Annotated in this window: 20 protein-coding genes and 1 tRNA gene; 5 read left to right on the top strand and 16 right to left on the bottom strand. The window is 60.1% G+C overall.

Translation table 11 applies throughout. From position 1 onward, the window contains the following. Window positions 1-41 precede the first annotated feature (41 nt). The 8 genes from AC1DCP_RS02565 to AC1DCP_RS02530 form a co-directional block, all read right to left on the bottom strand. Window positions 42-1,979: a DUF2207 domain-containing protein gene (locus AC1DCP_RS02565; RefSeq protein WP_112153178.1), complete on the bottom strand. Its 1,938-nt coding sequence runs from the start codon at window positions 1,977-1,979 to the stop codon at window positions 42-44. Window positions 1,980-2,002: 23 nt separating this feature from the next. Beyond that, entirely contained in the window at window positions 2,003-3,280 is a 1,278-nt protein-coding gene (locus AC1DCP_RS02560) for a 3-phosphoshikimate 1-carboxyvinyltransferase (RefSeq protein WP_065688329.1), read from the bottom strand. An 84-nt stretch (window positions 3,281-3,364) separates the two neighbouring features. Next, window positions 3,365-3,916 carry a LemA family protein gene (locus tag AC1DCP_RS02555; protein WP_025592535.1) on the bottom strand — a complete coding sequence of 184 codons (552 nt, stop codon included), beginning with the start codon at window positions 3,914-3,916 and terminating at the stop codon, window positions 3,365-3,367. Window positions 3,917-3,994: 78 nt separating this feature from the next. Then, complete coding sequence (locus AC1DCP_RS02550; protein WP_035241643.1) at window positions 3,995-4,957, bottom strand: glycine--tRNA ligase subunit alpha; 963 nt, start codon at window positions 4,955-4,957, stop codon at window positions 3,995-3,997. Window positions 4,958-5,057: 100 nt separating this feature from the next. Further along, window positions 5,058-5,252 carry an NfeD family protein gene (locus tag AC1DCP_RS02545; protein WP_003515179.1) on the bottom strand — a complete coding sequence of 65 codons (195 nt, stop codon included), beginning with the start codon at window positions 5,250-5,252 and terminating at the stop codon, window positions 5,058-5,060. A gap of 20 nt (window positions 5,253-5,272) precedes the next feature. Beyond that, complete coding sequence (locus AC1DCP_RS02540) at window positions 5,273-6,142, bottom strand: S49 family peptidase (protein ID WP_041694304.1); 870 nt, start codon at window positions 6,140-6,142, stop codon at window positions 5,273-5,275. An 87-nt stretch (window positions 6,143-6,229) separates the two neighbouring features. Then, window positions 6,230-7,030, bottom strand: coding sequence for a tRNA1(Val) (adenine(37)-N6)-methyltransferase (locus AC1DCP_RS02535; RefSeq protein ID WP_019564271.1), 801 nt, complete (start codon window positions 7,028-7,030; stop codon window positions 6,230-6,232). A gap of 6 nt (window positions 7,031-7,036) precedes the next feature. Further along, window positions 7,037-7,267 carry a putative signal transducing protein gene (locus tag AC1DCP_RS02530; RefSeq protein WP_003515173.1) on the bottom strand — a complete coding sequence of 77 codons (231 nt, stop codon included), beginning with the start codon at window positions 7,265-7,267 and terminating at the stop codon, window positions 7,037-7,039. Between the two features lie 111 nt (window positions 7,268-7,378). Between AC1DCP_RS02530 and AC1DCP_RS02525 the strand changes: the two genes are divergently transcribed. The 4 genes from AC1DCP_RS02525 (at window position 7,379) to moaB (ending at window position 11,894) form a co-directional block, all read left to right on the top strand. Continuing rightward, window positions 7,379-8,395, top strand: a complete 1,017-nt coding sequence (locus tag AC1DCP_RS02525; RefSeq protein WP_003515172.1) for a polyprenyl synthetase family protein — start codon at window positions 7,379-7,381, stop codon at window positions 8,393-8,395. 191 nt (window positions 8,396-8,586) lie between these two features. Then, the gene (locus AC1DCP_RS02520; protein ID WP_026330626.1) at window positions 8,587-10,431 is read left to right on the top strand and encodes a tetratricopeptide repeat protein; all 1,845 of its coding nucleotides are present in this window, start codon (window positions 8,587-8,589) and stop codon (window positions 10,429-10,431) included. 6 nt (window positions 10,432-10,437) lie between these two features. Continuing rightward, entirely contained in the window at window positions 10,438-11,322 is an 885-nt protein-coding gene (locus tag AC1DCP_RS02515) for a 4-(cytidine 5'-diphospho)-2-C-methyl-D-erythritol kinase (RefSeq protein ID WP_065658330.1), read from the top strand. 26 nt (window positions 11,323-11,348) lie between these two features. Further along, window positions 11,349-11,894, top strand: coding sequence for a molybdenum cofactor biosynthesis protein B (gene moaB / locus AC1DCP_RS02510; RefSeq protein WP_003515169.1), 546 nt, complete (start codon window positions 11,349-11,351; stop codon window positions 11,892-11,894). A gap of 44 nt (window positions 11,895-11,938) precedes the next feature. Here the strand turns inward: moaB and AC1DCP_RS02505 are convergent, their stop codons facing one another. The 5 genes from AC1DCP_RS02505 to AC1DCP_RS02485 form a co-directional block, all read right to left on the bottom strand. Continuing rightward, a complete protein-coding gene (locus tag AC1DCP_RS02505) occupies window positions 11,939-12,817 on the bottom strand; it encodes a dienelactone hydrolase family protein (protein WP_065661349.1) in 879 nt (292 codons plus the stop codon). 110 nt (window positions 12,818-12,927) lie between these two features. Beyond that, window positions 12,928-13,956, bottom strand: a complete 1,029-nt coding sequence (gene adhP, locus AC1DCP_RS02500; RefSeq protein ID WP_003515167.1) for an alcohol dehydrogenase AdhP — start codon at window positions 13,954-13,956, stop codon at window positions 12,928-12,930. A gap of 149 nt (window positions 13,957-14,105) precedes the next feature. Further along, entirely contained in the window at window positions 14,106-14,507 is a 402-nt protein-coding gene (locus AC1DCP_RS02495) for an MAPEG family protein (RefSeq protein ID WP_476774153.1), read from the bottom strand. 114 nt (window positions 14,508-14,621) lie between these two features. Continuing rightward, on the bottom strand, window positions 14,622-16,127 hold the full coding sequence (guaB, locus tag AC1DCP_RS02490) for an IMP dehydrogenase (RefSeq protein ID WP_003515165.1): 1,506 nt from the start codon (window positions 16,125-16,127) through the stop codon (window positions 14,622-14,624). Window positions 16,128-16,411: 284 nt separating this feature from the next. Further along, on the bottom strand, window positions 16,412-17,413 hold the full coding sequence (locus AC1DCP_RS02485; protein ID WP_065658331.1) for an MBL fold metallo-hydrolase: 1,002 nt from the start codon (window positions 17,411-17,413) through the stop codon (window positions 16,412-16,414). A gap of 193 nt (window positions 17,414-17,606) precedes the next feature. Between AC1DCP_RS02485 and AC1DCP_RS02480 the strand changes: the two genes are divergently transcribed. Beyond that, entirely contained in the window at window positions 17,607-19,004 is a 1,398-nt protein-coding gene (locus tag AC1DCP_RS02480; RefSeq protein WP_112153177.1) for an MDR family MFS transporter, read from the top strand. Here AC1DCP_RS02480 and AC1DCP_RS02475 read toward each other — a convergent pair whose 3' ends face one another. From AC1DCP_RS02475 to AC1DCP_RS02465, 3 genes are all read right to left on the bottom strand, one after another. Then, complete coding sequence (locus tag AC1DCP_RS02475) at window positions 19,005-19,745, bottom strand: RlmE family RNA methyltransferase (protein ID WP_003515161.1); 741 nt, start codon at window positions 19,743-19,745, stop codon at window positions 19,005-19,007. It lies immediately after the preceding gene. Continuing rightward, a complete protein-coding gene (locus AC1DCP_RS02470) occupies window positions 19,742-21,373 on the bottom strand; it encodes a Ppx/GppA phosphatase family protein (RefSeq protein ID WP_003515160.1) in 1,632 nt (543 codons plus the stop codon). The genes AC1DCP_RS02475 and AC1DCP_RS02470 overlap by 4 nt, the downstream gene beginning before the upstream one ends. A gap of 166 nt (window positions 21,374-21,539) precedes the next feature. Beyond that, window positions 21,540-21,616 (bottom strand) — tRNA-His (locus AC1DCP_RS02465). Window positions 21,617-21,695: the final 79 nt, after the last annotated feature.

Genomic DNA, 21,695 nt, shown 5'->3' with positions numbered 1-21,695 from the left:
CAAAAGTCATCAGCTATCGGTTAAATTACCGCCGGTGGACGTTACCAGCCGCCACCACCACCGCCGCCGCCGCCAGAACCGGAAGAACCACCGCCACCGCCACCTGAAAAGCTGGAGGAAGATGAGCTGACAGGTTGGGGAATGGTGGAAGCGATTGTATTCGCCATGGAAGTGGAGAACCCACCAATCCGGTCTCCGAAGCTGCCGTAATTGCTGCCCAAATACCAGCCGGGCGCATAACTTGCCGCGGCGGCACCAGCGGCGGCTGTCGCGAGCCAGGTCTCGAAGGTACGGCTCCAGGGTTTTTCCACGCCGAGCGCGACCGCATAGGGCAGCAATGTCTCAAAATGCTGCGGCGACATGGCGGGGGCATCCGCCATATTCATCCGGTCCTTTTCCGCCAGCGTCAGATAGGTTCTGAGGCCCTCGATGCCGTCCATCAGCTTGCGGCCGAGCGGCGTCGGCGCACCCATCAGGAACAGGAACAGCGCGTTGGTAAGCACGATGCCGCCGATGGCAGCCAGCGCCAGCGACTTGGTGTCATGCGTCACATCCAGCAGGATCTGCGTGGCAATGCCGCCAATGACGGAAAAAGCCACAAAACCGGCAAAGGCCAGCATGACGATGCCGCCGATGCGCTTGCTCAACGACGCGCCACGCGAGAACTGTCGGCCGATGCCGATCGACAGGATGCTGAAGAAGAAGGCGAAAAAGCCGAAGACCAGCACGGCGGCAATGGCGCTTTCATCGAGATCACCGAACACCAGCGTCGCGACGATGACGGCGACACTGAAGAAGATGCCGAAAACGATGTAACCGGCATTGCTGCGGTAATATTTGCCGCGGTGCTCTTTCTCTATCGCCGCGCGAAACTGCTTGCCGACCTTTTCGACTTCCGTTCCATGCGCCTTGTCGATGGTGAGCGTCTCGCCCGGACCACCGATGGAGGACAACAGCGTCTTCTGCCCGCTCGGCAACTCCGCCCCAGCCTGCTTTTGCGTGCGGCGGATGACGATGGAGTTCTTCAGATCCTCCAGAACGACATAACCCTTGACCGCCAGATCAAGTGCCGAGGCGGACAGCGCTGTCCAGCCTGCGCCGGAAAAACCCCTGTTATCAACGTAATTGACCAGAGCCGGCGAAAGCCCCTCCGGTGCATCCCAGCGCGGCACGACTACACCCTTGGCCGGATCACGGCCGACCGCGAACCATGCTCGCAGATAATAGAGCAGCACTGCGAAAAGCCCGCCGCCCGAAAGCAGGATGGCGAGATTGTCACGTAGCCACCAACCTGCCTCCTGGGAGGAGTCGGGGGCGGCAATGGCGCCCTTCGGTAACTTCACGGCAACTGTCATGCCCTCGCCCACTGAAAACGGGCGGGTAGAGGCAAAAAACACCTCGTTGCCTTCGCTCAAAATGCGCGCATCCTTGCCCTTGGCACCGAGTGGACCGGTGAAAACGGCAGTATCGGTGGCCTTCACGCCCTGTGGCAAAGTGATGGTGGCGGAAATCTCACCCATCGGAAACTGCCAGCCATTGCCGGTGACATTCCAGGTGAGTTCGTCATAGTCGCTGAAATAACGGATCTGCCGGGCGGTGGTGTAGGTGATCTGGAAGATATGCTCACCGGTCGGAAGAAAACGGTCGGCGCTGCCGGTATAAATGCGGATGCCGCCATCGATATTCTCGGTGCGCCAGTTCTCCGGCGCGCCATCGCGCTCCACGGAAACGACGTTAAAATCCACCTTGGTGCGTCGGTTATTCGCATCCAGCGCATAAAGCGGGAAATCGCGAAAGATGCCGCGCTTGATGTTCTGGCCTTCGGCACGGGCGGTGATGGTTTCCGTCACCGTCAGTTCGCCACTCTTCGCAACCTCGACGACGGAATGATAGGAGCGGATGAATTCTTCCGCAAAGGCCGGGCAGGTCGCGCCCAGGAAGACAAGCAGCGCGAGAAGTCTTGCGGCGATGGTCTTCACGGGGCGGTCTCCTCCAGCCGGTTTCAGTGCTGCGGCTCGGCAGCACTTTCCTTTTCGGTATAGTCTACGCCGAGCGAGGCGAGCGCCTTCCAGTAGCCCGGATAGGTCTTGCCAACGCAGGCCGGGTTCTGGATGGCGATGCCGCCAATCTTCAGCGCCGCCAGCGCAAAGCTCATGGCGATGCGGTGATCGGCAAAAGTATCGATGGAGGCATCGACCGTCTGGCCCGCCAGCGCCGGGTCGGCATGCACGATCAGGTCGTCGCCTTCCTCATGCGCCAGACCGTTGCGGATTTCGTTGAGGCCGAGCGAGACGGCGCGGATGCGGTCGCATTCCTTCACACGCAGATTGGCAATGCCGACGAAACGTACTGGCGTTTCGTTGAACGCGGCGAGAACGGCAATGGTCGGAATGGCGTCCTGCATCTGCGAACCGTCGATTTCAGCGGGCAGATGCGGAAACTGCGCCATGACCTCATAGGCCTTGGCATCCGGCTGGGTGAACTTGTCGGCGGGCGTGCCGATGTCGATCGCACCGGCGGTAAGAAGCTCCGCGCCCCAGAGATAGGTGGCGGCGGATGCATCCGGTTCGATGTGGAAATCGGTCGCGGTGTAGCCGGTCGGATGCACGCGCCAGATGGCGTTGCTAACTCGCTCAATCTTCGCACCGAAAGCTTCCATGGCTGATGTTGTGAGATCGATATAGCCCTTCGCGCCGATTTCCTCGCCCTTGAGGATGATATCAACGAACTTGTCGCCGCAGGCGGCCGCCATCAGAAGTGCCGACACATATTGGCTGGAGAGGTTGGCATCGATTGTGACGCTGCCCTTCGGGAAACCCATGCCCTTGCCCCGCACGGTAACTGGCGGGCAGCCGGTCGGCGCATCCGCTTCGACGCCGAGGGCGCGCAGCGCTTCCACCAGCGGCATGATCGGGCGTTTGCGCATGTGCTCGTCGCCATCGATGATGACGGCGCCATCCACCAGTGCTGCAGCCGCAGTCAGGAACCGCGTGGCTGTGCCGGCATTGCCAAGAAAAAGCGGCTTTTCCGGCTGTTGAAGCACGCCTGTACCCTCCACCACGAAGGTCGTGGCGTCAGGTTCTGTCACCTTAACGCCCATGGCGCGCAGGGCTTCGGCCATATAGAGCGTATCATCGCTCTTCAACGCGCCGGTTAGGCGGCTTTTTCCCTTGGCGAGGCCAGCCAGCAGAAGCGCGCGGTTGGTGATGGATTTGGAGCCGGGTGGCTCTACCTTGCCGGAAAGCGGGTGGCCGGGCGGGGTGATGGTCAGTTCGATCATGATCGTCGTCTTGTCAAAGAATGCGGCAGAGAGCCGGGATACAGGAATGTCGGCGGGAGGATTTGGACCCTGGGAACGGTGGCCTTAGAATTTCACGGTCGGCACGGCGCGGTCTGCCGGGTTGTCGATCTCGAAATAGGGTGCCTTGGCAAAACCGAACTGGCCGGCGATCAGATTGGATGGGAAGCTTTCCACCCTGACGTTCAGATCGCGCGCGGCGCCATTGTAATAACGGCGCGACATCTGCAGTTCGCCCTCGATGGTTTCCAGCGAGCGCTGCAATTCCAGAAAGTTCGTATTGGCTTTCAGATCAGGATAGGCTTCAGCGAGCGCAAAGAGCTTGCCGAGCGCCTGCGAGAGCATGCCTTCCGCCTGGGCGCGGCCTTCGACATCGCCAGCAGGCACGGCTTGGGCCCGGTTGCGCATGGCAATCACCTCTTCGAAGGTGCTTTTTTCATGCGCCGCGTAGCCCTTCACGGTCTCGATGAGATTGGGAATGAGATCGGCGCGGCGTTTCAACTGCACGTCGATGCCCGACCACGCCTCTTCCTTCATCTGCCTCGCCTTGACGAGGCCGTTATAGATGAAGACGACATAGAGCGCGATTGCCGCGATGATTGCCAGCGTGATGAACATTCCCGACCCCTCCTCAAGAGGCGCGAGCGCCGCAACGGCACCCGCACGTTAGACTGTTGCCCCGCCTTACATAAAGGTTCAAGCGGCCCTGTTCCAGTTCAACCCGCCCGCATCCGTGAGCAGGAAGGCTTCGCCGCAGGCTTTTGCCAGCGTGCGCACGCGCAGGATATAGCTCTGGCGTTCCGTCACCGAGATCACGCCGCGCGCATCCAGCAGGTTAAAGACATGGCTTGCCTTGATGCACTGGTCATAGGCCGGGAACACGCATTTATGCAGGCGCTGATTGTCATCATCACCCGGCGCACCGGCGGCGAGAAGCGCCTGGCATTCCTTTTCGGCGTCGATGAAATGGCGATGAAGCATGGCTGTATCGGCAAATTCGAAATTATGGCGGGAGTATTCCTGCTCGGCCTGCAGGAAGACGTCACCATAGGAGATCTTCTCTTCACCCTCGCGGCCGTTGAAGTTGAGGTCGTAGACATTGTCGACACCCTGAACATACATGGCCAGACGCTCCAGACCGTAGGTCAGTTCGCCAGCGACCGGCGAGCATTCGATGCCGCAGACCTGCTGGAAGTAGGTGAATTGCGACACTTCCATACCGTCGCACCAGCACTCCCAGCCGAGACCCCAGGCGCCGAGCGTCGGGCTTTCCCAGTCGTCTTCGACGAAGCGCACATCATGCAGCAGCGGATCGAGACCGATCGCCTTCAGCGAACCGAGATACAGTTCCTGAAGGTTGGAAGGGTTGGGCTTCAGAATGACCTGATACTGGTAATAATGCTGCAAACGGTTGGGGTTTTCACCGTAGCGACCATCGGAAGGCCGGCGCGAGGGCTGCACATAGGCAGCCTTCCACGGCTTCGGGCCCAGCGCGCGCAGCGTCGTTGCCGGATGAAACGTACCAGCGCCCACTTCCATATCATAGGGCTGCAATACCGCGCAGCCCTTGTCGGCCCAGTAATTGTGCAGCGTCAGGATCAGCGCCTGAAAGGAACGCTTGGGGTTCATATGGTCTGGAATATCGGTCATTGCAGTCATCGCGGCGTTGTGAGGATAAGTAAGCACTGACTTACTTCGGATGCGGACTGGTGCCACGGCATGGCGAAGGGGTCAAGGATTTATGCGTGGAGACACCGGCTTACGTCTCATCCTCACGCTTCACGCGGTATTCGCCGGTTTCGGGATCCTTGATCAGCGTGCCGATGGCGCCGGTTTCGCGTTCCTTTTCGCGCTGCTTCGATTTTGCCGAAAGCTTTTCCGCATCGCGAACGAAGCGGCGGTAGAGGATGACGGATCCCACCACCAGAAGAACAATTGTAATAAGCTGCGCCATAAGGCCCTATTCCTGCGACATCATAGACCGAAACGCGACCACAATGCCTTTTCTTCGGCAACTTCCGCAAGTCCCGAGACGGCGCCTGCCGCAAGCCTTTCGGCATTGAGGCCGAGTGCCGCATTCACGCCCGGCACTTTTTTGCCGAACAGCGAGCGCCCGCCGGTGACGAGCTGTAGCTTGACCTTCGTCCCGTAACGGCGGCGCAGAACTTCCCTCATGTCGCCCAAGCCGTCGATCAGGCCGAGATCCAGGCCACGCATACCGGTCCAGAACAGGCCGGAGAAGACCGTCTCATCGCCCTTCAATTTTGCACCGCGGCGCATCTTGACCATATCGATGAAAACATTGTGGATTTCGACCTGAAGCGACTTCAGATATTCGATGTCGCCCTCTTTTTCCGGCTGGAAGGGATCGAGGATGACCTTGTTCTCGCCGGCGGTATAGACGCGGCGCTCCACCCCGATCTTCTTCAGCATTTCAGGGAAACCGAATCCGCCGGAAACGACGCCGATCGAACCGACGATGGAGGTGGGGTCGGCGATGATCTCGTCGCCGGCAAGCGCGATCATGTAGCCACCGGAGGCCGCCACATCCTCAACGAAGATCAGGACCTTCTTGTCCTTTTCCTCGGCAAGCTGGCGGATGCGATTATAGATCATTCGCGCCTGCACCGGCGAGCCACCGGGAGAATTCACGGAAATGGCGACAGCTGGCGCGTCCTTGACGGCAAAGGCCTTTTCCAGCAGCGGTGCATAGGAGGCAAGATTGAGGGCGGGGCGGAACTGGTTGCCGCCAGCCATGATGGCGCCATGCATGCGCACAACCGGGATGACGAGTTCTTTTTTGCGAAAGCGTTTCGGCACCAGATACTTCAGAAAACCCACAATTCACTCCTCGCAGCATTTGCCTGTTCGTCACGGATGTATGTATTGCCCTGCAAAACACAATGGTTTGCGGCCGGAGGAACGGCGAATTTATAGGCCAGGCCCGATTGCCTTTACATTACGGCGATAGGCGGTGCGGCCATTATTCAGGTCATCCACGATGGGCGTGAAGGCATGGCTGCCGGTCTCGTGCATGACGAGCGGCGCCCGGAACGACAGCCGCGCCCGTGACCCCTTGATCGCCGTTACGAGCATGCGCACCGCGTCCTCGCCGGGGCGTGGGTGGATGAGTGTGATCTCGATGCCGCCGAAACGGCTGCCACACGCGGCAATGATCTCCGCCACCGATTGCGGCCGTGCAATAAGGGAAAGCTGCCCGCCTGGAACCGTGATCGCACCTGCGGTCCTGATCCAGTCCTCGAACAGGCCCTCCGTCATGGCGTGGGCCTCAGCCTTCAGCGCATCGGGCGTGCGGCGGTCGCCTGCATCATTATAGGGCGGGTTCATGATGACGTGGTGAAAATGCCCGTCCGGCAGACCGGCCTCGACGCGCGCCTTGCCACGCAGCGTCACGTCGGCCTCACGCACGCTGACACGGGCGGAAAAAGCGGCATTTTCCGGCAATGCCAGGCTGCGGCGGGCAAATTCCACCATTTCCGGCGAACGTTCGAACAGGGTCACTTCGGCCTTTTCAAGCCGCGTGGCAACCGCGAAACCTGCCGCGCCCGCGCCCGCGCCGAGATCGGCTATGCGGCAGGCGCGCTCGTCCGCCACCATCGAGGCAAGAAGCATGGCGTCCATGCCGGCGCGGTGCCCCCTGCCCTTGGGCTGGAGAATGTGAAAACGGCCCCGGTGAAACGCATCCAAAGTTTCCGAAATCTCGCCGCCCACGTTCGTTTACGCCTCTTCGTTGCGCAATTCGTCGCCCAGACCGGCATCCACGAGAATGCGGCGGGCCTCACCGGCGCGGTCTTCCTCCACCAGGAACCGGCGGGGCAAAAGACCGAGCGAACCTTCCAGAATGCTCATTGCCTGATCGGCGACAAGGCAATGGATGCCAGCGTCCTTCATCAGGCTTTCGGCGAAGGATAACAGCACGGCATCGTTGGTACGAATCAGTTCACGCATGGATAAGCCCCAAATTCCCATTTTTTTGAATGGCTAGCGGCAATTCGCCCCTTGCCGCGACAGGCGCCAGTTTTTATTGTCGAACTCAAATTCGAACAGGAGTCCTGTCCCTTGGGCGTCGTCATACCGCTTGAAGAAAGCAAAAACAAACTCGCATCCGTCAAGCCGCTTGTCGACCTGACCCGTGCCGACATGGAACGGGTGAACCAGCTTATCCTTTCCAGAGCCGGTTCCGATGTCCAGATGATACCTGAGGTGGCCAACCATCTGATCTCGTCCGGAGGCAAACGCCTGCGGCCGATGCTGACGCTGGCCTCTGCCTCGATGTTCGGTTACGAGGGCGACCACCATATCAAGCTCGCCACCAGCGTGGAATTCATGCACACGGCGACGCTGCTGCATGACGACGTGGTGGATGAAAGCGATCTGCGCCGTGGCAAGTCCACCGCCCGCACCATCTGGGGCAACCAGGCAAGCGTTCTCGTCGGCGACTTCCTGCTCGGCCAGGCCTTCCGCATGATGGTGGACGTCGGCTCGCTGGATGCGCTCGACGTGCTGTCCACCGCCGCTTCGGTCATCGCCGAGGGCGAAGTGCTGCAGCTTTCGGTCGCCAAGAACATGGAAACGACCGAGGACGATTATCTGCAGGTGATTCGCGCCAAGACGGCCGCCCTTTTTGCAGCGGCCGCGGAAGTTGGCCCCATCGTCGCCAAAACCGACAAGGCAAGCCGCAGCGCGCTGAAATCCTACGGCATGAATCTCGGCCTCGCCTTCCAGCTCGTTGACGACGTGCTGGATTACGGCGGCAAATCCGCCGATCTCGGCAAGAATACGGGTGACGATTTCCGTGAGGGCAAGATAACCCTGCCGGTCATCCTGTCCTATCGCCGCGGCACGCAGGATGAGCGCGCCTTCTGGCGCAACGCCATCGAAAACGGCGAAAGCAGCGACGAGAACCTCGAAAAGGCGCTCGGCCTCATCACCAAATACAACGGTCTTGGCGATACGATCGGCCGCGCCACGCATTACGGCACCATTGCCCGCGATGCGCTTGCACCGCTGCCGGAAAGCCCGTGGAAAAACGCGCTTCTGGAAGTCATCGACTTCTGCATCGAGCGTCTCAACTGACGCTGGAGGCCTCAGGCAAACGGCGGATGGACAAGACCGTCCGCCGCTGTTTCGGACTGGGTGTCCCGCAAGGGGAGATTGTGGCGCGGGCCATAATTTCTTGCGGGGTTGCTTCAAAAAAGCCATTCTATCGTGACCAAACAATGGAAACTGATTTTTCCGTGCTTCTGCACAAAGGCAAAGGTTCCCTCATGCGGCGTAAACCAGCACTTCGTCTTCTCTGCAGCGCGGCTCTTGCCGCCGCTCTCGCACTTGGCGCGGGTGCAAGCCCCGGCTTTGCGGAGACGAAAACGGAAGCCAAGGCCGTTACTTTCGATCCTGCCAAGGTAAATACCTTCTCCGGCGCATTCCTTGCCGCGCGCAATGCCGATGTCGATCAGGATTACCCCACCGCGATTTCGCTCTACAAGAAGGCGCTGGAATTCGATCCGGCCAATTCGGAAATCCGCCAGCGCCTGATGATCGCCGAACTGTTGAGCGGCAATTTCGAGGCTGGCGCCAAGATTGCCGATTCGATGAAGGACGATACCTCCGTCGAACGCGTGACGACCATCGTGCGCGGCCTCGACGCCATCAAGGACAAGGAATTCGTCAAAGCCGAGAAAATCCTGAAATATACCGGCCCGAACGATCTCGACCGCATGGTCAACACGCTTCTGACGGCATGGGCGCGCGCCGGTTCAGGCAAGCCCAAGGAAGCGCTGGCCCTCGTCAACAACATGAAGGGTCCGGGCTGGATTTCGATTTTCCAGAAATACAATGCCGCCGCGATCGCCCTTGTCGCCGGCAACACAGATGCTGCGCGCAAGAGCCTCAATGAGGCCGTGACGGATCGTGAAGGCGGGGCAACCGCTTCCGACACCTATATGCGCGCGGTGATGGCGCTTGCACGGCTGGAGGCTTCAGCCGGCAACAAGCAGAAGGCGCTGGACGCAATTGCGGTCGGCGACACTTTTGCGCCGAACTATGCGCCTCTCAAAGCGCTTCGCCAATCCATCGAGAAGGGCGAGAAGCCGCCGCAGCAGATCACCAATGCCGTTGAAGGCGCGGCTTCCGTGATGTTTTCCATCGCGGGCGCGCTGAACCGCGAAGGTGCCGAAGAGATCGTCACGCTTTACCTTCAGACCTCGCGGGCGCTCGATCCGCAAAGCGCCGATACGCTGATCCTTCTCGGCGGACTTGCTGAGGCGATGAAACAGCCCGACCGCGCCATCGCCTTCTACCGCGACGTGCCGAAGGATTCGCCGATGCACCGCATCTCCGAGCTGCAGCTCGGGCTGACGCTGGCGCAGACGGGCAAGGTGGAGGAAGCGCGCAACCACCTGCAATCCCTGCTGCAATCCGATCCGAAGGATATCCGTTCTTACCTCGCCTATGGCAGCGTGCTCTCCGACGCCAAGGACTACAAGGCCATGGCCGAAAACTACGACAAGGCTGTCGAGGTGATCGGTGCCGTGCCGCAGAAGTCGGACTGGACCGTGTTCTTCCAGCGCGCCATCGCCCATGAGCGCCTGAAGGAATGGGACAAGGCCGAGCCGGACTTCAAGCGTGCGCTCGAGCTCAACCCGGAACAGCCGCAGGTGCTGAACTATCTCGGCTATTCCTGGGTGGACAAGGGTATCAACCTCGACGAAGCGATGAAGATGATCAGCCGCGCGGTCGAGCTTCGGCCGAATGACGGCTATATCGTCGACTCGCTTGGCTGGGCGCATTTCCGGCTGGGCGCGTTTGACCAGGCCGTCACCGAACTGGAGCGGGCAATCGAGCTCAAGGCCGGCGATCAGACCATCAACGATCATCTGGGCGATGCCTACTGGCGTGTCGGTCGCAAGATCGAGGCCGTGTATCAGTGGAACCGCGCGCTGATTGGCGACAATGACGATCTGGACAAGGCCAAGGTGAAGGAAAAGATTGCCAACGGCCTGCCGCCGCTGGAAAAGGACGCCGAAAACACCGCCAAGAAGGAGGCCGCGCCGCAGCCGCCGGCTCCGCCAGCACCGGCCCCTGTTGCCCCTGCCCCGGACAAGAAATCCTGACGCGACATGCGCGCGGATGACATTACCGGGGCTGTCGAAACAACCGAGGCGGCCCCGGCCAAGATCAATCTGGCACTGCATGTAACCGGTCAGCGGGCAGATGGTTATCATCTGCTCGAGACGCTGGTGACCTTCACCGAAGCAGGCGACGCGATCCATGTTCGCGATGCCGATGCCGACACTTTCTCCATCTCCGGCCCGTTTGGCGATCTGCTGCGCGCAGGCGATGGCGGCAACAATCTCGTCGTCCGTGCCAGAGACCTTTTGCGTGATGCGCTTGTGGCGGCAGGTCAATCGGCACGCCCGGTTGCCATCCATCTCGAAAAGAACCTGCCGGTCGCCTCCGGCATTGGCGGCGGCTCAGCGGATGCGGCAGCGACACTGCGGGCGCTGTTGCGGCACTGGAATGCCGGGATTGTTTCTGAAAATCTCGCACCCATCGCGCTTGCGCTTGGCGCTGACGTGCCGATGTGCCTTGAAAGCCGCCCACTCATCGCACGAGGTATCGGCGAGGATATCGAGCCGGTCTCCGATCTGCCGGAATTCTTTCTGGTGCTGGCCAACCCTCTGAAAGCGGTCTCGACGCCGGAGATTTTTCGGCGACTGCTCGACAAGGCCAACCCGCCCCTGCCGGAGCGCAAAGAAGGCGGCTGGATGGATTTTCTGGCGCAAAGCCGCAACGATCTGGAAGTCCCCGCCAAGGCGCTCCTGCCGGATATCGGCGCAATCGCCGGTATGCTGTTGCAGGAAGGTGCTTCCCTTGTGCGCATGTCCGGTTCGGGTGCCACCTGTTTTGGACTATTTCATTCCTTCGAGGCCGCCCGAAAAGCAGAAACATCGCTTCGAAACAAGCGCCCCGGCTGGTATTTTCAGGCGACGCGGACCATCTGAAGACAACACAATTCGAGGATAAGGCCATGGCAGGCGAAAGACCCTTCATTCCCCTCGGCATCGCGGTTCTGACCGTTTCGGACAGCCGCACGCTTGAGAATGACAAGTCCGGCGACACGCTAGTCGCACGCATAGAGGAAGCCGGACACAAGGTCGCCGCTCGCACCATCGTGGCAGACGACAAGGCTGCTATTTTCAACACCGTGCGCGACTGGACGCTCAACGGGAGCGTGGATGTGGTCATCACCACCGGCGGCACCGGCTTTACAGGCCGCGACGTGACACCCGAGGCGCTGGAACCCCTGTTCGAAAAGCGCATGGACGGCTTTTCCGCCATCTTCCATCGCATTTCCTATGAAAAGATCGGCACCGCCACCATCCAGTCACGGGCGACCGGCGGCGTGGCAAACGCCACCTTCATCTTCGTGCTGCCCGGCTCTCCCGGCGCCTGCAAGGATGCCTGGGACGGTATTCTCAAAGCCCAGCTCGATTACCGCCACCTGCCCTGCAATTTCGTTGAGATCATGCCCCGGCTTGATGAGCATTTGAAACGCGGGGCTGGCGGCGTCTAGAGTGGAATTTCAGGGGTTGTCCGTCACAGCGGACCAAAACCCCATCACGCCAGATATTTTTTGAAGAACTCCGTTGTCCGGCCCCAGGCGAGATCGGCCGCGGCCTTGTCGTATCGCGCCGAGGACGTATCGTTGTTGAAGGCGTGGTTGACGCCGTCATAAACGAAGATTTCGAAGGTTTTGCCGTTTTCCTCCAGCGCCTTTTTATAGGCGTCGATACCGGCATTGATGCGCTCGTCCAGACCGGCATACTGTAACAGCAGGGGCGCCTTGATAGCAGGCACGTCGGCCGCCGGCGGTTGCTGGCCGTAATAGGCGACACCGGCATTCAGGCCTGCCGATTTGGTGGCGAACCGGTTGACCAGCCCGCCGCCCCAGCAGAAACCGACCGCACCAACCTTGCCGTTCGCACCCTGCCTTGCGGCAAGCCACACCCGACCGGCTTCGGCATTGGCGACTGTTGCGTCCATATCGAGGCCGCTGAACATCTCCCGTGCCTTATCTTCATCCGAAGGCGTGCCGCCCTGCGGCGACAGGAAATCTACCGCAAGCGCCCTGAACCCCGCAAGCGCCACGCGTCTTGCCACATCGCGGATATGGTCGTTCAGGCCCCGGTTTTCATGGATGACGATGACCGAGCCAATGGGGCCGGAAACCGATTTCGGCGTGACGAGATAGCCCTTCATCTCGCCACCGGGGGCGGGATACGTCACCTCTTCCGCAACGATACCCGCATCATCAGGCGCGACGATTGCCGCACGGGCGCTGTTGGCCGAAAGAAGCGGCGCGATTGCGGCAGCAGCTGCGCCGGACCCGGCAAGCAGGCTGAGCTTTTCCATGAATTTGCGGCGATCGAGACTGAGATGGGTATATTCATCGTAAGCGTCGATCATGGCCTGCGTAATCTTCGGCTTGTCGTCCATCGCTCTCTTCTCCCTGAACGCGCAGATGCACAGGGAGGATAGCGCAGATTGCTACTCGGTGAACAAGCGGCGGCACACTTTTGCGTGAGCGCCGCCGCTGGTCATCTGTCTCAGGCGGCAAGGTCCACGACGATACGGCCGTCGATCTTGCCCTCTTCCATGCGACGGAAGATGTCGTTGATGTTTTCGAGTTTGTCCCAGGAGAAGTGAGCGGCTACCTTGCCTTCACCAGCGAAGGAAAGCGCCTCCTCCAGATCCTGCCTTGTGCCGACGATGGAGCCACGCACCGTGATGCGCTTCAGCACCGTTTCGAAAACCGGAATGGAGATGAAGCCCGGCGGCAGGCCAACAAGTGCCATCGTGCCCTTGGAGCGCAGGAAACCGTAGGCCTGCTCCATGGCTTTTGGCGAAACCGCCGTCACGAGCGCGCCGTGGACGCCGCCGGTCGCCTTCTGCACCTGTTCCACCGCATCCGGCGCCCGACCGTTGACGGTGAAATCCGCGCCCAGCTTTTTCGCAAGCTCCAGCTTGTCGTCATAAATATCGGCGGCAACGACATGCATGCCCATGGCCTTGGCATATTGCACGGCCATATGACCAAGCCCGCCAATGCCCGATATGACCACCCATTCGCCGGGCCTCACTTCGGTTTCCTTGAGACCCTTGTAGACGGTGACACCGGCGCAGAGCACGGGTGCAGCGGGGCCGAATTCCAGATTGTCGGGAAGTCGGCCAACGAATTTCGGATCAGCAAGCCCGTATTCTGCAAAGCTGCCATTGACGGAATAACCCGAGTTCTTCTGACTTGGGCAAAGAGTTTCCCAGCCGGTACGGCACGGAATGCAGCATCCGCAGGCGGTATAAAGCCACGGCGTGCCGGCGCGGTCGCCTTCCTTGATGCCGGTCACGCCAGCGCCGATCTTGGCGACGTAGCCGACGCCTTCATGGCCGGGGATGAATGGTGGATTGGGTTTGACCGGCCAGTCGCCCGTTGCGGCGTGCAGGTCCGTGTGGCAAATGCCGGTCGCCTTGTAATTGATGAGAATTTCACCCGGGCCGGGATCCGGTATCGCCACTTCCTCGATGGTCAGCGGTTTGCCAAATGCGCGGACAACCGCGGCCTTCATTGTTTTAGCCATGACATACTCCCTAATCTCTGCTCGCCTGAAATTCTCGACGGCGAGGCAGAGACTACCGGGGATGGGGCGTCACGGAATTGACCCATCGCAAATCGCAGCATTTTAGAGGCGCGATTGTCTCACTTATGAAGCAACCTTACGGTGCCATCTCACTCCAGCGCCAACCAGATGGCGAGCCAGCCCCAGAGGCAGAAGAGAAGCGCGAAACCAATCGCGAACAATGGCGCACGATAACGCAGACGGTTGCTGGTGACGTGAACGAAGGAGTGCGCATAACGGGAAATCACGAACAGCCAGGCCAGAACGACGGTAACGATATTGTCCGCGTCGGTAATATAAAGCAGCAGGCAGACGGGGTGGAAGAGAACCGGAAGCTCGAACTGGTTGGCAATGTTTCGGTTGACCAGATAGCTTTCGCGCCCTTCCTGTCCCGTATCGCGATATCTGAGCGCGGTATCACGGTCCGTCAGCGTGTATTTTTTGCGGCGGTAAAGCAGTAGGGCGTAAAGAACGAACACGAGAAATGCATGGGCTATCATCGGCCAGAACATTGCGGTCGTTGGTGACATGCTTTCTCCTCCAATCACAATAACGCTCCCCGATCCGGCATGAATCGGGGAGCGCCAAATACTGAGACTATGTTGTTGCGGATTCGGTTCGAAAGATCAAACCGCGCCGGGGTAGTTCGGGCTTTCGCGGGTGATCGTCACGTCATGGGCGTGGCTTTCGCGCAAGCCCGCGCTGGAAATGCGCACGAAGGTGGCGCGCTCCTGGAATTCCTTGATCGTGCCGCCGCCGACATAACCCATGGCAGCCTTCAGGCCACCGGCCAGCTGGTGCAGGACGCCGGAGACCGGACCCTTATAGGGAACCTGACCTTCGATACCTTCCGGAACGAGCTTCAGCGTGTCGCGCACTTCCGCCTGGAAATAACGGTCGGCGGAGCCGCGCGCCATGGCGCCAACGGAACCCATGCCGCGATAGGCCTTGAAGGAACGGCCCTGATAGAGGAACACTTCGCCCGGGCTTTCATCCGTGCCGGCCAAAAGCGAGCCGATCATGACGGCGGAGGCGCCGGCGGCAATAGCCTTCGCCAGATCGCCCGAGAACTTGATGCCGCCATCGGCGATGACAGGAATATCTGCAGCATTGGCCACTTCGACCGAGGCCATGATCGCAGCAAGCTGCGGAACGCCAACGCCGGCGACGATACGGGTGGTGCAGATGGAACCGGGGCCGATACCGACCTTGACGCCATCGGCGCCGGCATCGATCAGTGCCTTGGTGCCGTCAGCGGTCGCAACATTGCCGGCGATGATGCGAACGGAGTTCGACATCTTCTTGACCACCGAAACGGCATCGAGCACGCGCTGCGAATGGCCATGCGCGGTATCGACGACCAGAAGGTCAACACCGGCATCGATGAGGCGTTCTGCGCGCTCGATGGCATCCGCACCGACGCTGATGGCGGCAGCGGCGCGAAGACGGCCCTGCGCATCCTTGGTGGCGTTGGGGTTGAGCTGCGACTTCTCCATATCCTTGACGGTGATGAGGCCGACGCAATTGCCTTTTCCATCCACCACCAGCAGCTTTTCAATGCGGTGCTTGTGCAACAGGCGGCGCGCTTCCTGCTGATCGACGCTGCTTTCCTTGACCGTAACAAGGTTTTCGCGGGTCATCAGTTCATAGATCTTCTGCTGCGGATCGGATGCGAAACGCACGTCGCGGTTTGTCAGAATGCCGACGAGACGGCCATTCTTGTGGCCGCCGGCACCGCCGTTTTCAACCACCGGAATGCCGGAAATGCCGTGCGCCTTCATCAAAGCCTGTGCTTCTGCCAGCGTGGCATCCGGGCCGATGGTGACCGGGTTGACGACCATGCCGCTCTCGAACTTCTTTACCTGCCGGACTTCTTCAGCCTGTTCGATGGGGGTAAGGTTGCGGTGGATGACGCCGATGCCGCCGGCCTGCGCCATGGCGATGGCAAGGCGGCCTTCCGTGACCGTGTCCATGGCGGAAGAGAGGATCGGCAGGTTGAGATCGATATCACGGGCAATGCGGGTGGCGATATTCGTCTGTCCCGGCATAACCTCGGAATGTCCGGGTTGCAGCAACACATCGTCAAATGTGAGGGCGTCCAAACCAGTGGGTGTTTGAATGATGCGTGCCATGACCAAATTCCTTCATAATGAAAATGCGTGGCCGTCCCGGAACGAAAAGTTCACCCCGGCGCCCTGCAAGGATTGCTTGGAAGTTGGCGAGGGCTGGTAACACGTTCATGACAGGAAGGAAATAGAAAAAACCCGGAATGACCTTCCGGGCTTATTCTGTTGCTGCATTGCAGCAGGCGTTAAAGAGCGTCCTGTGGATCCCTGTTCCGCACGACGCGCTTTAACTGCTTGTTTTTACGCATGTCTTTATCGCAAAATCGCTTAACACTCTTGCGCGATATGCATCAGATGTCGAACTGGTAGGACTTCGGAACGAAACGGTACCCCGTATCCAGCTTTTCCGCGTAACCGACAGCCGGGAAAGGCATGTGATAGCCGAGGAACGGCAACCGGTCCGTGGCGATCATGTCGTAGACCTTCTTGCGGGTTGCAGCGGCCGCCGCCTTGTCCATGTCGAACTTCACTTCCCAATCCGGCTTTTGCAGCGACAGGACGAAATGGTTGGCCGTATCAGCCGTCAGGATCAGCTGCTTGCCTTCCGATTCGACACGGAAGATCATGTGGCCCGGCGAATGGCCAAACGCCGCAATGCCGGTGATGCCGGAAACCACGTCAGCGCCGTCGCCGATGAAGGTCGCCTTTTCCGCCAGCGGTTTGACGTTGGCGATGACGCCTTTCTGGCCGCCTTCGGCAGGCGTGCCAACCCGCTTCTCGTCCGTCCAGAAATCATATTCCGCCTGGCCGAAAACATAACGCGCCTTGGAGAAGGCTGGCGCGCCCTTTTCCATCAATCCGCCAATGTGGTCTCCGTGCATATGGGTCAGCACCACCACGGTCACGTCGTCAGGAGAGTAACCGGCGGCAGCCATGCCTTCGATAAGACGGCCATTACCAGCGCCACGGCCGGACTCGCCGAAACCCGTGTCGAACAGCACGAGGTCCGTGCCGGTATTTACGAGAACCGGCGAGAAGGAATTGACGAATTGCTCCTTCGGCAGAAAATTGTCTTCCAGCAGCTTGCCGACGGTTTCCGCCGACTGATCGGTGCCGAAGGTCTCGCCCGGATTGGGCGCGGCGCGCGCGCCGTCTTTCACGACAAGCACTTCGAAATTACCAAGCTTGAAGCGATTGGTTTCAGGCGGCATGGCGTGTTTGATCTCCATGGAAGTTTGCGGCTGGTTCGTCTGCGCCGTTGCGGTGCGCGCCATCAAAAGCGGCGCGCCGAGAACGCTTGCTCCCGCCACACCGATAAGGCCGCGTCTGCTCATGCTCAAGGATTGAGTCATCATTTTTCTCCCGATTCTCGCCAATGTCACTTTGCCCAACGGACAATAGAGCGAGAAAGTTGCAAGAAAACCGGCCTCACGCAGGTTTGATCGGAACTTCAGAAATTGATAATTAACGTGTTGGCAAGTCAGCCCATCAGGCGTAGGAGGAACTGCGATACCATTGTCGCAGCGGAGAGCCGCAGGCAGCCTCATGAACCGCATCATTCCCCTGATCCTGGCAGTCGCTCTCTTCATGGAGCAGATGGACTCTACCGTCATCGCCACATCGCTTCCGGCCATTGCGGCCGATCTTCATGTGGGTCCGATCACGCTCAAGCTCGCACTGACGGCCTATATGGTGTCGCTGGCGATCTTCATTCCCATCAGCGGCTGGATGGCCGACAAATACGGCGCGAAGAAAATCTTCCGTTTCGCCATCGGCGTCTTCGTCGTCGGTTCGATCTGCTGCGCGGTCTCGTCATCGGTATTCGAATTCGTCGTTTCGCGCTTCCTGCAAGGCATGGGCGGGGCGATGATGACGCCCGTTGGCCGCCTCGTCCTCCTGCGGACGACGCAACGCAGCGAACTGGTTTCCGCCATGGCGCTTTTGACGATACCGGCACTTGTCGGGCCTCTGACCGGCCCGCCGATCGGCGGCTTCATCACCACCTATTTTTCATGGCACTGGATTTTCCTCATCAACGTGCCCATCGGCGTTATCGGCATCTGGCTGTCGACGATCTTCCTGCCGGAAATCGAGACCACCAATCCGCCACCGATGGACGGCAAGGGTTTCGTGTTATCCGGTCTCGCAGCATCGGGCGTGGTTTTCGGCGTGTCGGTCGTCAGCCTTCCGGCACTGCCGCCCGCCATCGGCATCGCCTCGACGGTCATCGGTTTCATCTGCGGCTTTCTTTATGTGCGCCACGCGGCAAACCACCCTGCCCCCATTCTGGATTTCCGGATTTTCCGCAACCCGACATTCCGGGCGGCCACCGTTGGCGGCACCGCCTTCCGCATTTCCACGGGCGCCATTCCCTTCCTGATGCCGTTGATGTTGCAGATCGGTTTCGGGCTCAACCCGTTTCAATCAGGCATGATCACCTTTGCCGGGGCAATCGGCGCGATCACCACGAAATTCATGGCCAAGCGGGTCTTCGCCGCAACGGGGTTCAGATCAACGCTGATCGGAGCCGGCATTGTCGGAGCCCTCACGACGCTCGCCAACAGCTTCTTCACGCCGGAAACGCCCTACCCGCTGATCATGATCTGCCTCGTCACGGCGGGCTTTGCCCGTTCCTTCTTCTTTACCGGATCCAACGCGCTCAGCTATTCCGATATAGACGACAGCCAGGCAAGTCAGGCAACTTCGATGGCATCCGTGCTGCAACAGATCAGCCTTGCGCTCGGCGTGGCTTTCGCAGCCGCCATCCTGGAAGTCAGCAGCATGTTATCCGGCTCGCATCTGCAGCTTGCCGATTTCCACGTTGCCTTCACCATCGTGGCGCTGGTCTCGCTGTTTGCAATCGTGCCGATCATCCGCATGGACGCGCAAGCGGGCGCGGCCGTTTCCGGCCACCGCGGCAAGGTCTCGCAACCGGCAGAGTGATTAGTCTTCGTCCGCCTCATCCACGTGCATAACGGACTGCGTTTCGGCTGTCCGGCCCTTGAAATGCTTGGCGAGCAGGAACATTTCGACCGATTCCGAGCGCGAGGACGCCGGCTTGATATGCAGGACCTGCTTGAAGTTCTTCTTCAGCATGTCGAGCAATGCCTTTTCCGTGCCGCCCTGGAAGGTCTTGGCGAGGAAATGGCCGCCTTCCGCCAGCACCTGAACCGCGAAATCGGCCGCGACTTCGCACAGATGCATGGTGCGGATGTGGTCCGTCTTCTGGTGGCCCGTGGTTGGTGCCGCCATGTCGGACAGTACCAGATCCGGCGTGCCGCCAACGGCCTCCATCAACTGGTCCGGTGCGGTCGGATCGAGGAAGTCGAGCTGCAGGATCTTCACGCCGGGGATGGGATCGATTTCGAGAAAATCGATAGCGGCGACGCGGATATCATCCTCGGTGGAATCGGTAACCTTAGAAGCGATCTGCGACCAGCTTCCGGGTGCCGCACCAAGGTCGATGATGCGGGTGGCGCCCTTCAGGATCTGGTGCTTGTCATTGATTTCCAGAAGCTTGAAGGCGGCGCGGGCGCGATAGCCTTCAAGCTTTGCGCGCTGCACATAGGGGTCGTTGATATGACGTTCCAGCCAGCGGCGCGATGAGGCCTTGAGCTTGGTCTTCTTGACCTTCTGACCGATCTTTCGGCCGGTGCGATTGGTGCTTGTGGGCGCCTTGCTCATGTCAAACCTTCCGTTCTGTCCTGCCGTGCCATCTGCATGCGCCTTATCCGGTTACGCCGCCATGCGCCGTCATCCGCCATCATATCCGTCAACAGGCCTTCGCGCAGCCCGCGATCGGCCACACGCATGCGCCGCGCCGGCCAGCGACGGCGAATGGCCTCGAGGATGGCGCAGCCGGCCAGAACCAGATCGGCCCTGTCAGGACCGATGCAGGCATTGGCGGCGCGGCCGGCGAAATCCCATGCCAGAAGCTTGTCCTGCATCGCCGTCACCTCGGTATCTGAAAGCCAGAGGCCATCCACCTTGCGGCGATCGTAGCGCGGCAGGTCGAGGTGAACGCCCGCGAGCGTCGTCACCGTACCCGAGGTTCCGATCAGGTGAAAATCCTCGTGATGCGCAAGTGGCGCCAGAGGCGGGCACTGGAAGGCATCCAGCAGCCCTTCGACTTCCCGCACCATGGCGGCAAACACATCCGGCGTCACATCGCGGCCGCCATGGCGTTCCGAGAGGGTAACAACGCCGACCGGCAACGATGTCCAGTGGGTGATGTGGTTGGCGAGCCGGTTGGAACGGTTTTCGCCGACCTTGATGACCGCGATTTCCGACGATCCGCCGCCTATATCGAACAGCACCACCGAACGAGCTTCACGCCCGACCAGGGAGGCGCAACCCGAAACGGCGAGACGCGCTTCCGTCTCGCGGCTGATGATCTCAAGCTTGAGCCCGGTTTCCCGGGTAACCCGCTCCAGAAACTCCTCGCCATTGGTTGCTGCCCGGCAAGCTTCGGTGGCGATGAGGCGCATACGCCTGATCGGGCGTCCAGCAAGTTTCGAGGAGCAGACCTTGAGAGCCTCCACCGCGCGATCCATGGCATCGTCTGAAAGACGGCCGGTCGATACCAGCCCCTCGCCCAGCCGGACGATGCGCGAAAAGGCATCGACGACCCGGAACTGGCCGGGCCGTGTCGGCTGCGCGATCAGCAGTCGGCAATTATTGGTTCCGAGATCGAGCGCCGCATACATGTCCGTTGCGAATTCGGAGCCATGCTCTTGATGGCGGGCGCCGTGACGGGCGGACATTTCGGATTGTTGCCGGTGCGGTTCCTGAGCCGTCCCATTGGCGCGACCGTTCTGCTTGCCAACATGTCGGGGCGCATGGGAGGGAACCAGCGGGCGACCCTGCGGATCGCGGCTGCGCGGATCACGGTGAGCCCGCTTGCGGTTACGCGACTTGCGACCACCGGCAGGCGGCACGGAGGATGGATTGGTGGCATCCGTTGCGACGACAGCCTCTGGCTGTTCACTGGCAGCAGGCGGCGTCTGATGGGAGGTGCCTTTGCCACGGGAACGCCGACGCCGCTTTCTTTTGCGCGGTTCGGCATCCGGCTCGAGAGCCGATACATAGGGGGAACCGGCCGGAACATCCGCGGCAACATCATGCGACAGCACAGCAACGTCACGGGGTTTACCGTCACGCCTGTTTTTCTTGCCACGACGGGATCGCTTCGCTTTCCCTTTGTTTGCCACCGACGCCCCTTGTTCCGACGGCTTTGGGCCGTTTCCGGGGTCGATCACTGTCTTGTCCATTTCGCCGCGCACAAGCGTAGACGCTATGCTGCTGGCTTTCATAAGGTTTCGTTGGGCGGACAATACCAGCGCAAGAGATTTTAGCCAAATGGTTTTTGGAAGCGAGGAAACCGCACCGTCGACGCGCAGCAAAGACATGCGTTTGCGATAACCCAAATCGGGTTTGAAATCGCTGCAATGATTTTCAGGAATTTTAGGAAATTGGAGATGGTACGGTTGGGGGGTCTCGAACCTCCGACCTCAGGTGCCACAAACCTGCGCTCTAACCAACTGAGCTACAACCGCACATCAAACGCCGAACCGGCGCCACGGGGGGTGACATAAAAGGTGTTTTCGCTATTTGCAAGTCCTTCAGCGAATTTTG

The organism is Agrobacterium sp. 10T429 (assembly GCF_056393925.1).
Note: the sequence above shows the minus strand (reverse complement) of the source record. Positions and strands in the feature narration are given on the sequence as shown.

Coding starts and splice junctions, on each gene's coding strand:
- moaB (WP_003515169.1), top strand. CDS start 11,349: ATGGCAGGCGAAAGACCCTTCATTCCCCTCGGCATCGCGGTTCTGACC.
- AC1DCP_RS02560 (WP_065688329.1), bottom strand. CDS start 3,280: ATGATCGAACTGACCATCACCCCGCCCGGCCACCCGCTTTCCGGCAAG.
- AC1DCP_RS02545 (WP_003515179.1), bottom strand. CDS start 5,252: ATGGCGCAGCTTATTACAATTGTTCTTCTGGTGGTGGGATCCGTCATC.
- AC1DCP_RS02515 (WP_065658330.1), top strand. CDS start 10,438: ATGCGCGCGGATGACATTACCGGGGCTGTCGAAACAACCGAGGCGGCC.
- AC1DCP_RS02495 (WP_476774153.1), bottom strand. CDS start 14,507: ATGTTCTGGCCGATGATAGCCCATGCATTTCTCGTGTTCGTTCTTTAC.
- AC1DCP_RS02480 (WP_112153177.1), top strand. CDS start 17,607: ATGAACCGCATCATTCCCCTGATCCTGGCAGTCGCTCTCTTCATGGAG.
- AC1DCP_RS02550 (WP_035241643.1), bottom strand. CDS start 4,957: ATGACTGCAATGACCGATATTCCAGACCATATGAACCCCAAGCGTTCC.
- AC1DCP_RS02555 (WP_025592535.1), bottom strand. CDS start 3,916: ATGTTCATCACGCTGGCAATCATCGCGGCAATCGCGCTCTATGTCGTC.
- AC1DCP_RS02475 (WP_003515161.1), bottom strand. CDS start 19,745: ATGAGCAAGGCGCCCACAAGCACCAATCGCACCGGCCGAAAGATCGGT.
- AC1DCP_RS02470 (WP_003515160.1), bottom strand. CDS start 21,373: ATGAAAGCCAGCAGCATAGCGTCTACGCTTGTGCGCGGCGAAATGGAC.
- AC1DCP_RS02520 (WP_026330626.1), top strand. CDS start 8,587: ATGCGGCGTAAACCAGCACTTCGTCTTCTCTGCAGCGCGGCTCTTGCC.
- adhP (WP_003515167.1), bottom strand. CDS start 13,956: ATGGCTAAAACAATGAAGGCCGCGGTTGTCCGCGCATTTGGCAAACCG.
- AC1DCP_RS02505 (WP_065661349.1), bottom strand. CDS start 12,817: ATGGACGACAAGCCGAAGATTACGCAGGCCATGATCGACGCTTACGAT.
- AC1DCP_RS02485 (WP_065658331.1), bottom strand. CDS start 17,413: ATGACTCAATCCTTGAGCATGAGCAGACGCGGCCTTATCGGTGTGGCG.
- guaB (WP_003515165.1), bottom strand. CDS start 16,127: ATGGCACGCATCATTCAAACACCCACTGGTTTGGACGCCCTCACATTT.
- AC1DCP_RS02530 (WP_003515173.1), bottom strand. CDS start 7,267: ATGCGTGAACTGATTCGTACCAACGATGCCGTGCTGTTATCCTTCGCC.